Source organism: Variovorax sp. 05T418 (genome assembly GCF_056396385.1).
On record NZ_JBFTLJ010000002.1, the window covers coordinates 552,683 to 561,634 of the forward strand.

Genomic DNA, 8,952 nt, shown 5'->3' on the forward strand with positions numbered 1-8,952 from the left:
TCAGAGCCGCTCCTGCCCCTGCGGCGCTTCGGGCAGCGCGAGCTTCTCCTTGCGGATAGCGTCGTCGTCCATCAGTTCGTACCACATCGCGTTGAGCACGGCGAAGGCGGCCGCCAGCGGCAGGCCGAGGATCCAGGCGAAGTACCACATTTTTTTGCTCCGTTCAGTACGCGTGTCCGCTCTCTTCGCGGATCGCCTTTTCGTCGACCTTGCCCCACAGCACGTGGTAGACCCAGGTGGTGTAGGCCAAGATGATGGGAATGAAGATGCCCGTGACCACCAGCATGATGAAGAGCGTGAGGTGGCTCGACGATGCGTCCCACACCGTGAGGCTCGCGCGCGGGTCGATCGACGACGGCAGGATGAACGGGAACATCGAGGCGCCCACGCTCAGGATGATGCCGGCAATGCCGAGCGCAGCCGCCAGCAGCGCCAGCACGGGCCGGCGCAGCAGCAGGCCCGCGAGCGCACCCAGCAGGCCGGCAAAGCCCGCCGCCGGCGCGGCCATGGTCCAGGGATGGGCCGCATAGTTGGCAAGCCATGCACCTGCATGCAGCTCGACGGTCTTCAGCAGCGGATTCGACGGCCCGGTCATCTGGGCGGCGCTGGTGATGCGGTAGCCGCCGATGGCAGATGCCATCCACACGCCCGCGAGCGCATACAGCACGATGCCAGCCACCGCGGCAACGCTGCCATAGAGCCGCGCGCGCTCGGCCACCGGACCCGCGGTCTTGAGCTGCAGCCATGCCGCGCCGTGCGTGACCATCATCGCCACCGACACCAGCCCGCACAGCAGCGCGAAGGGATTGAGCAGCGCGAAGAAGCTGCCGTCGTAGTGGATGTGCATGTCGGTCGCAAAGCGAAACGGTATGCCCTGCAGCACGTTGCCCACGGCCACGCCGAAGATCAGCGCCGGCACCAGGCCGCTGAAGAACAGCACCGCGTCCCAGCGCGCGCGCCAGGCCGGCTCTTCGCGCTTGCTGCGGAACTTGAAGGCCACGGGCCGCAGGATGAGCGCCGTGAGAATCACGAACATCGCCAGGTAGAAGCCCGAGAACGACACCGCGTACAGCTGCGGCCAGGCCGCGAAGATCGCGCCGCCGCCAAGGATCAGCCACACCTGGTTGCCCTCCCACACCGGGCCCACGCTGTTGATGACCACGCGGCGCTCGAGATCGGTACGCGCGGCGAACGGCAGCAGGATGCCGCTTCCCAGGTCGAATCCGTCGGTGACCGCAAAGCCGACCAGCAGCACGCCGATCAGCGCCCACCAGATGATTCGAAGCGTGTCGTAGTCGATGAGTTGATGCAGGATCATGAGGAACTCCCTGGCGCCGCCATGGCGCGAACTGGCGGAACATGGGACCGGGCTTCGCCGACATCGGGCGCATGCTCGGCGTCCGGCCCCTTGCGTATCACCTTGAGCAGCAGCTTCATCTCGATGATGAAGAGCGTGGTGTAGATCGCGATGAAGCCGCCAAGCGTGATGAGCAGCGTCTTCACGCCCAGGTTCGACACCGCCACCGCCGTCGGCAGCACGCCTTCGATCACCCAGGGCTGGCGGCCGAACTCGGCCACCAGCCAGCCGGACTCGATGGCGATCCACGGCAGCGGGATGGCCAGCACCGCGGCCCTGAGCAGCCAGCGGTGGCGGTCGAGCCGGCGCCGCGCCGAAAGCACGAAGAAGGTGGCCGTCAGCACGATCAGCAGCATGCCGATGCCCACCATGATCCGGAACAGCCAGAACAGCGGCGCCACCTGCGGCACGGTGTCCCATGCGGCCTTGGCGATCTGCTCGGGCGTGGCGTTGCGCGGGTCGTCGACGTAGCGCTTGAGCAGCAGCGCATAGCCCATGTCGGTGCCGCCGTTCTCGAAGGCGTCGCGCACGCCCTGCGGCACGGCCTGCGTGCTGCCGGCGGCGCGGATCTGCTGCAGCGCGTCGTAGGCCTTGATGCCTTCGCGGATGCGCACCTCGGCGCGCTTCACGAGCTCGTCGATGCCCGGGATCACGGTGTCGAGCGAGCGCGTGCCGATCAGCCCCATCACCGCCGGAATGTGGATGGCGTAGTGCGTCTCGCGCGCTTCCTGGTCGGGGAAGCCGAAGGCGGTGAAGGCCGCCGGCGCGGGGTGCGTTTCCCACATGGCCTCGATGGCGGCCAGCTTCATCTTCTGGTGCTCGGTCGACAGGTAGCCGCTCTCGTCGCCCAGCACCACCACCGACAGCGACGCCGCCAGGCCGAACGAGGCCGCGACCGTCATCGAGCGCTTGGCCAGTTCGAGGTGGCGGCCCTTGAGCACATACCAGGCCGACACGCCAAGCACGAACACCGCCGCGCACACATAGCCCGCCGACACGGTGTGCACGAACTTGGCCTGCGCCACGGGATTGGTCAGCACCGCGAAGAAGTCGGTCACCTCCATGCGCATGGTCTGCGGGTTGAAGGCCGCGCCCACGGGGTTCTGCATCCAGCCGTTGGCAATGAGGATCCACAGCGCCGAGAAGTTGGAGCCGATGGCCACGGCCCAGGTCGCGACCAGGTGGCCCACCTTGGAGAGCTTGTCCCAGCCGAAGAAGAACAGGCCCACGAAGGTGGCTTCCATGAAGAAGGCCATCAGCCCCTCGATGGCCAGCGGCGCGCCGAAGATGTCGCCGACGTAGTGGCTGTAGTAGCTCCAGTTCATGCCGAACTGGAACTCCATCACCACGCCGGTGGCCACGCCCATCGCAAAGTTGATGCCGAACAGCACGCCCCAGAACTTGGTCATGTCGCGCCAGATCACGCGGCCCGTCATCACGTAGACGGTTTCCATGACCGCGAGGATGATCGACAGCCCGAGCGTCAGCGGCACGAACAAAAAGTGGTAGAGCGCCGTGACGGCGAACTGCAGGCGCGATAGCGCAACGATGTCGAGGTCCATGGGGTGGCTTCCTTTTTGTGTTCCCTGTTTTTGGTCTTTGGCTTCTGTCTGTTCAGTCGGGCCGCAGCGCGTTCAGCGCGGCCTCGAAGGCGGGACTGCCGCGCCGCAGCTCGGCAACGATGCGTCCCTGGCGCATGCACACCAGGCGGTCGGCCAGCGCGGCCTCGCGGCGCAGGTGCGTGGCAATCAGCAGCGTGCGCGGCCCGGCTTCCTTGGCCAGGCGCTGCAGCACGTCATGCGCGATGGCGGCATCCAGCGCCTCGGTGGGCTCGTCGAGCAGCCAGAGCGGCACCGGGCGCAGCAGCAGCCGCGCGAGCGCGAGCCGGCGCGACTGCCCGCCTGAAAGGCCCAGGCCGCCTTCGCCCAGCGCGGTATCGAGTCCGGCGGGAAAGGAGCGCACGTCGCCCGCAAGGCCGGCCGATTGCAATGCGCTCCACAGGCGGTCGTCGTCCGCGGCGGGGTCGGCGAGCCGGAGGTTGTCGCGCAGGCTGTCCTGGAAGAGCTCGGTGCGCTGGGTCAGGAGGCACACCGGCTGTGCGTTGACGCTGCCGGCCAGCGGCGCGATTTCTCCGGCGATCACCGCGAGCAGCGTCGACTTGCCCGCGCCGCTCGCGCCGATCAGCGCCACCCGCTCGCCCGGCGCAATGGCCAGCGAGACATCGTTCAGCGCAGCAATGCCGCTGCCGGCGTGCGCGGCGCTCAGGCCGGACAGGCTCACTGCGCAAGCCGCGCCGGGTTCGACGGCGGCGACGCATGGCCGCGCCTCGTCAGGTGCCATGCGCGGCGCGAGGCGCCGCACCGCGAGCCAGGTGCGGCCGGCATCGAGCGCACTGCGCCGCAGGGCCGCGAACGGCTCCGTGGTCGTCAGCGCCACCAGCAGCCCCAGTGCGGCAGCGGGTGCGCCGATGGCGCCCTCGCCCACGAGCGCACCCACCGCCAGCAACACGCCCACCAGCGTCAGCGTGCCGGCCACGTTGTAGGCCGCGCCGGCCGAAGTCTCGAGCCTGTTCAGCGCGAGGTCGGCCTTGGCCAGGCGCGCATCGGCATTCATCAGTGCTTCGCGCTGCGCATCGGCACGCCCCGCCATCACCAGGTCGGTCTGGCCCGCGACGAGGTCGGCGGTGCGCGCCCGCAGCGCCTCGATGCCATGCGCGCGGCGCACCGCCGGACGCCGGGCGCGCCGCGCGATGAACAGCGCCAGGCCCCAGCCGGCGGCCACCAGCCACAGCAGCAGCGCCAATCCCACGCCGGCGTGCATGAACCCGAGCACCACGCCCGCGAGCAGCGCCGCGCCCAGCGCAGCGGCGGCGGGCACGAGCAGCCGCAGGTAGAGCGACTCCAGCGCATCGATGTCGGAGGTCAGCCGGAACAGGAGCCGCGATGGCCGCATCGCCAGCTGGAGCGCCGCGCCGGGGCGCGCCCAGCCGCGGAACAGGCGCACGCGCAAGGCCGCGAGCACGCCGAAGCTTGCGTCGTGCGTGACCAGGCGCTCGCCGTAGCGCGATGCGGTGCGCCCGAGCGCCAACAGCCGGATGCCGGCCGAGGGCATGAACACGTCGAAGGTGAAGGCCGTGGCCGCATGCAGGCCCGCGAGTGCCGTCGCGGTGATGAACCAGCCCGACAGGCCGAGCAAGGCCATGCCCGCCAGCACGGTGGCCGCCGCCAGCACGCCGCCCCACAGCAGCGCGCGGGGCTGCGCCGCCAGGAACGGCCGCAGCACCAGCCGGAGGTCGCGCCAGCCACCCTGGGAACTGCTCATGCGGCGCGCTCCAAGGCGGCATCGGCCGGCTCGGCATCGAGACGGACCGAGCGGTTCATGCGCGCCGCCAGCACCGGGTCGTGCGTGGCGACGACCAGGGTCTTTCCGCGGGCCAGGGCCAGCAGCGCGTCGGCCACCTGGGTGGCGGTTTCGGTGTCGAGGTGGGCGGTGGGCTCGTCCACCAGCAGCAGGTCCGCATGGGGGTGGACCGCGATGCGCGCCAGCGCCAGGCGCACCGCCTCCCCGCCCGACAGGCCGATGCCGCCCTCGCCCAGCGCCACGCCCGGATGCGCCTGCGCCACCGTCTCGAGGGAGGCGAAGCGCATCGCCGCCGCAACCTGCGAGGCGCCCACGCCCGCGCGCCCGAGCGCGACGTTGGACTCGACCGAGCCCGCGAACACATGCGGCCTCTGCCCCATCCAGGCGATGCGCTGGCGCAGCGCACCCGCGGTGCGATCGGACAGCGGCACGCCGCCAATCGAGATGTCGCCGTGCGCGGCCGGCAGCAGCCCCGCCAGCAATGACAGCAGCGCCGTCTTGCCCGCGCCGCTCGCACCGGTGAGCGCCACGTGCTCGCCGGCCCCGATGCGCAGGTCCAAGCCATCGAAGACCTTGCGCGCCTCGCCCGGCCAGGCGAAATGCAGGCCGCGGATCACGATGGCGGGCGCGGAGCCCGTGCGGGCCGCGCCTGTGGCGGCACGTGCGACCGGCGCATGCGCCCCGGGCAGCGGCAACGCGCGCCTTTGCAACGCGTCGAGTGCCTGCAGTGCCGCCTCCCCAGCCGCGCGGTCGTGCCACACCGCCGAGAGTTCGCGCAGCGGTTCGAAGAACGCCGGCGCAAGCAGCAGGATGAACAACCCTTCTCCCAGGCTCAGCTGGCTTCCCCAGGCGCCGAAGCCCAAGCTGCCCAGCAGGTGGAAGCCGACGTAGGCCGCCACCATGGCCACGCCCAGCGCCGAGAAAAGCTCCAGCACCGCCGACGAGAGAAAGGCGATGCGCAGCACCGCCATGGTCCGCGCCCGCAGCGCCTCTGCCGCCTGCGCGAGCCGCCCGGCCGCGGCATCGACCGCATCGAGCGCGCGCAGCGTGGCCAGCCCGCGCAGGCGGTCGAGCAGGAAGGCGTTCATGCCGCCCATCTCGACCATCTGCGCCTCGCTCGCGGCCTTGGCGCGCCAGCCGACGATGGCCATGAAAAGCGGGATCAGCGGAGCGGCCACCAGCAGCACGAGCGCCGCCACCCACGAAAGGCTGGCCACCGCCGCCAGGATGACGATGGGAACCACCGTGGCGCGCCAGCGCGCGGGCCGGTAGCGCACGAGATACGGCACCAGCGCTTCGGCCTGCTCGGCCAGCACGCTGGCCGAGCGCCCGGACTCCGCACGCTCGCGGTCCAGCGGCGAACCGGCCGCCAGCGCCCGGGCAGTCTGGGCACGCAGGGCCGAGAGTTGCGCCCGCGCGTGTCCGAAGATGCGCCGTGCGCCCCATGCCTCGCAAACAGCCCGCAGCACGCCCAGCAGCAGGATGCCGCAAGCCGGCCACTGCACCGCCGCAATCCCCTGCCCCGAGGCCAGCCCCTGCACGGCCATGGCCAGCAGCGCCGCCTGCGGAATCCACGTGAGCGCCGCCACGCCTTGTACGAGGCTTGCGGCGTCCGGCCGCGCAGAAAGCTGCAGCGGGAGCCGTGGCGGAGGATGCTTGATCATTCCTTGATATTTTGTATTTTCAGTATTTACTGAATTTTCGCAATCTTATCAAAGGCGGAGAAACCCTGAAGCAGCCGGGAGCGTGACCGCTCCGGCGCCCTCTTGCAACCATTTCAGAGAAAACGGCCGGCGCGGGCGGCTCAGGTCAGAACGAGACGAGCATCCCGCTGACCAGCAGGCCCGCGAACAATGCCGCGACCACGCGCCACGACGCGGGCCGCAGCTCGACCCTGCGGTGCAGCAATTGCGCGGCCGCCACCGACAGCCCGAAGGTGGCGGCCAGGCCCAGCGCATCGAACCAGGCGGGGTGCGGCCCCATCTGCGCCGCCGCCGCATTGGTGGCCAGCAGCACCGGAAAGTGGATCAGGAACAGCGAATACGACATGCGGCCCAGGCGCTGCAAGGGCATGGCCGCATCCGGCCGGCGACCGAGCGAGAGCCAACCCCGCCGCTGCGCAACGGCAATCAGCAGCGCGCTCACCAGCGCGGTGGCGATGCGGCTGCGCCAGTCGACCGCGAGCGCGCCCGCGCCGGTCAGCGCGAGCAGCACGATGGCACTGCGCCAGGTGCTCGCGCGCGTCGCGCGTCCGATCCAGAAGGCCAGCATGCCGAGCCCGTAGGCACCGAAGAAATAGAACGCCGTGCCGTCGAGATCGGCATTGCGGTTGAAGAGCAGCAGCGAAGCGGTGGCCACCACCAGCACCAGCGCCACGGGAATCCAGCGCTCGTACGAAGCCGCTGCAGCCGCCGCCGGCGCCCGCCGCAGCATCGCGGGAAGGCCCATGAGCGCCAGCGCCAGCACGAACAGCTGGAAGTCGATGGCCACGTACCAGACGCCCGTGGACAGTGCCTCGTAGCCCAGCAGGTCCTGCATCAGCAACCCGTGCGCGAGCAACTGGCCGATGCTCGGCGCGGCCGGCACGTCGTCGCCCACCATCCAGGGGCGCACCAGGGCCGCCACCAGCACCGACACCGTGAGCGCCGCCAGGTAGGGCATGACCAGCCGGCCGTAGCGCTGCAGGATGCGCGCCATCGGCCGCTCCACGCGCAGCAAGCCGTCGGGCGCCAGGCTGGAAGCCGCAAGAAAGCCGGCAATCACCAGGAAGACCTGCACCGCGAGCCGGCCGTCACTGGCCAGCCAGCCCAGCAATCCGGGCGCCAGCAGGAAGGCGCCCACCGGCATCGCGCCGTAGCGCGACAGGTGGTGCCCGACGATCACCGCGCAGGCCAGGCCCTTCGCGATGTCGAGCAGGGGCATCCGCCCGCGCTGCGCGGGCAGCCCGGCAGGCGCCGGGTCGCACGCGCCGCTCAAAGTGCGAGCCGCTGCCTGGCTTGCTGGTACTCGCGCTTGAGTTTCTCGATGAAGGCCGCGGCGCTGGCCACTTCGGTGACGGCGCCGATGCCCTGGCCCGAGCCCCAGATGTCCTTCCAGGCCTTGGCCTTGCTGCCCTCGCCGCCGCCGAAGTTCATGGTCTTGACGTCGCCTTCGGGCAGGTTGGCCGGGTCCATGCCGGCCTTGACGATGCTGGGCGCCAGGTAGTTGCCGTGCACGCCGGTGAACAGGCTCGAATAGACGATGTCGTCCGAGGTGCCGTCCACGATGGCCTGCTTGTATTCCTCGCTCGCGCGCGCCTCCTCGGTGGCGATGAAGGCGGTGCCGATGTAGGCGAAGTCGGCACCCATGGCCTGCGCCGCGAGCACCGCGCCGCCGGTGGCTATGGAGCCCGACAGCGCGATGGGACCGTCGAACCACTGGCGGATTTCCTGCACCAGCGCGAACGGGCTCTTCACGCCCGCATGGCCGCCGGCGCCGGCCGCCACGGCAATGATGCCGTCGGCGCCCTTCTCGATCGCCTTCTGCGCGAACTTGTTGTTGATGATGTCGTGCAGCGTGACGCCGCCGTAGCTGTGCACCGCATCGTTCACGTCGGTGCGCGCGCCCAGCGAGGTGATGACGATCGGCACCTTGTACTTCACGACCATTTCCATGTCGTGCTCCAGCCGGTCGTTGCTCTTGTGCACGATCTGGTTGATGGCAAAGGGCGCGGCGGGCTTGTCCGGGTTGGCCTTGTTGTAGGCCGCGAGCTCCTCGGTGATCTCGGCCAGCCAGTCTTCGAGCTGCGCCGCGGGGCGGGCGTTGAGCGCCGGCATCGAGCCGACCACGCCGGCCTTGCACTGCGCGATCACGAGCTTGGGGTTGCTGATGATGAACAGCGGCGAGCCGATGATCGGCAGCGGCAGGTTCGCGAGCACGGGGGGCAGCTTGGACATGTCTTCTCCGGGAATGGGGTTCGGTTTTATATAAGAGGAAGGCCTGCATCGCCCGTCAGATGGGCGACACGGGGCCGTGGGTCAGAAGGCGTCGAGCGCCAGTGCCGTGACGCTCTCGGCRCCMTCGACGATGCTGTCGCGCAGSCCSGGYACCTTGTTCAGGATGTGCTCGGCATAGAAGCGCGCGGTCGCGATCTTGGCCTGCATGAAGTCGACGTCGACGTTGTGCGACGCCAGGTCCGCTGCAATGATCAGCGAGCGCGCCAGCTGCCAGCCGGCCACGAGGTTGCCCGCAAGCAT

At 70.0% G+C, this 8,952-nt stretch carries 8 protein-coding genes; all 8 read right to left on the reverse strand.

What is annotated here, in order from left to right; genetic code table 11:
* Positions 1 to 150, reverse strand: a complete 150-nt coding sequence (gene cydX / locus AC1DMS_RS05940) for a cytochrome bd-I oxidase subunit CydX (protein WP_012748462.1) — start codon at positions 148 to 150, stop codon at positions 1 to 3.
* A gap of 13 nt (positions 151 to 163) precedes the next feature.
* Positions 164 to 1,318, reverse strand: coding sequence for a cytochrome d ubiquinol oxidase subunit II (gene cydB, locus AC1DMS_RS05945; protein WP_478081442.1), 1,155 nt, complete (start codon positions 1,316 to 1,318; stop codon positions 164 to 166).
* Positions 1,315 to 2,919 (reverse strand): cytochrome ubiquinol oxidase subunit I, encoded by a 1,605-nt coding sequence (locus AC1DMS_RS05950; protein WP_018905545.1) that lies wholly within the window; start codon positions 2,917 to 2,919, stop codon positions 1,315 to 1,317. The genes cydB and AC1DMS_RS05950 overlap by 4 nt, the downstream gene beginning before the upstream one ends.
* A gap of 52 nt (positions 2,920 to 2,971) precedes the next feature.
* Positions 2,972 to 4,678 carry an amino acid ABC transporter ATP-binding/permease protein gene (locus AC1DMS_RS05955; RefSeq protein ID WP_478084484.1) on the reverse strand — a complete coding sequence of 569 codons (1,707 nt, stop codon included), beginning with the start codon at positions 4,676 to 4,678 and terminating at the stop codon, positions 2,972 to 2,974.
* Positions 4,675 to 6,381 carry a thiol reductant ABC exporter subunit CydD gene (gene cydD, locus AC1DMS_RS05960; RefSeq protein ID WP_478081864.1) on the reverse strand — a complete coding sequence of 569 codons (1,707 nt, stop codon included), beginning with the start codon at positions 6,379 to 6,381 and terminating at the stop codon, positions 4,675 to 4,677. Before cydD ends, AC1DMS_RS05955 begins: the two co-directional genes overlap by 4 nt.
* Before the next feature lie 145 nt (positions 6,382 to 6,526).
* Positions 6,527 to 7,639, reverse strand: a complete 1,113-nt coding sequence (locus AC1DMS_RS05965; protein ID WP_478081865.1) for an acyltransferase family protein — start codon at positions 7,637 to 7,639, stop codon at positions 6,527 to 6,529.
* Positions 7,640 to 7,689: 50 nt separating this feature from the next.
* Positions 7,690 to 8,652, reverse strand: coding sequence for an NAD(P)H-dependent flavin oxidoreductase (locus tag AC1DMS_RS05970; protein WP_018905541.1), 963 nt, complete (start codon positions 8,650 to 8,652; stop codon positions 7,690 to 7,692).
* Between the two features lie 81 nt (positions 8,653 to 8,733).
* Positions 8,734 to 8,952 (reverse strand): acyl-CoA dehydrogenase C-terminal domain-containing protein (locus AC1DMS_RS05975; protein WP_478180805.1); only part of this gene is annotated, 219 nt, incomplete at its 5' end.

Bases quoted from the DNA above. Each gene is read 5' to 3' on its own strand.
- AC1DMS_RS05970 (WP_018905541.1), bottom strand. From the start codon at position 8,652: ATGTCCAAGCTGCCCCCCGTGCTCGCGAACCTGCCGCTGCCGATCATC.
- AC1DMS_RS05955 (WP_478084484.1), bottom strand. From the start codon at position 4,678: ATGAGCAGTTCCCAGGGTGGCTGGCGCGACCTCCGGCTGGTGCTGCGG.
- cydD (WP_478081864.1), bottom strand. From the start codon at position 6,381: ATGATCAAGCATCCTCCGCCACGGCTCCCGCTGCAGCTTTCTGCGCGG.
- AC1DMS_RS05950 (WP_018905545.1), bottom strand. From the start codon at position 2,919: ATGGACCTCGACATCGTTGCGCTATCGCGCCTGCAGTTCGCCGTCACG.
- AC1DMS_RS05965 (WP_478081865.1), bottom strand. From the start codon at position 7,639: ATGCCCCTGCTCGACATCGCGAAGGGCCTGGCCTGCGCGGTGATCGTC.
- cydX (WP_012748462.1), bottom strand. From the start codon at position 150: ATGTGGTACTTCGCCTGGATCCTCGGCCTGCCGCTGGCGGCCGCCTTC.
- cydB (WP_478081442.1), bottom strand. From the start codon at position 1,318: ATGATCCTGCATCAACTCATCGACTACGACACGCTTCGAATCATCTGG.